A 561-nucleotide genomic window follows, 5' to 3' on the forward strand; every position below is an offset into this window, starting at 1 on the left:
ATTAATTAATCATTTCGATTATAATGCCAACTATAATAAAACGATTAATTGGTTATTTTATAATGAAAACAGTATTTTTAATATTTTCAGTTTTTATAACAATATTTATGCCTGCCTCCGCACTAATATTAAAAACAGCGGAGCATCACTATCTTGTTTCTCCTAAAAATGAAAATGATGTTCAGAGAGCAATTTATGATGCATCACCTATGTTAATGAACCAACACGATAGCAATAGTCATAAATATGTTGGTATGCATGAGGCTCGATATACAACACCTAGCTATAACTTAAAATATTTACCAGGAAAAATTTGCTTTATTGAATCAATTCACATAGGTTTTCATTCGAATATTTATCTTCCAAAATTAGATATGGAAATCGGGCGATATTCTGATAAAACACTAATGAAATTCGATACTGAATTGTATGAAATCAAAACACATGAACTAAAACATAGAGAAATTTATATCTCTCATTTACAAAACCTTCTATATGAATTACGTTCTATCAACCAGAAAAATTCAAAATTTAAAGACTGCCAACCTCTACAAAAGCATA

At 28.2% G+C, this 561-nt stretch carries 1 protein-coding gene; it reads left to right on the plus strand.

What is annotated here, in order from left to right; all coding sequences use genetic code 11:
* Nucleotides 1–62: 62 nt before the first annotated feature.
* On the plus strand, nt 63–561 hold a 499-nt coding region (locus BZK16_RS13965), incomplete at its 3' end, for a DUF922 domain-containing protein (RefSeq protein ID WP_158076877.1).

Origin of the sequence: Wohlfahrtiimonas populi, from assembly GCF_002006795.1 — a bacterium.
GTDB classification, from domain to species: Bacteria; Pseudomonadota; Gammaproteobacteria; order Cardiobacteriales; family Wohlfahrtiimonadaceae; genus Wohlfahrtiimonas; species Wohlfahrtiimonas populi.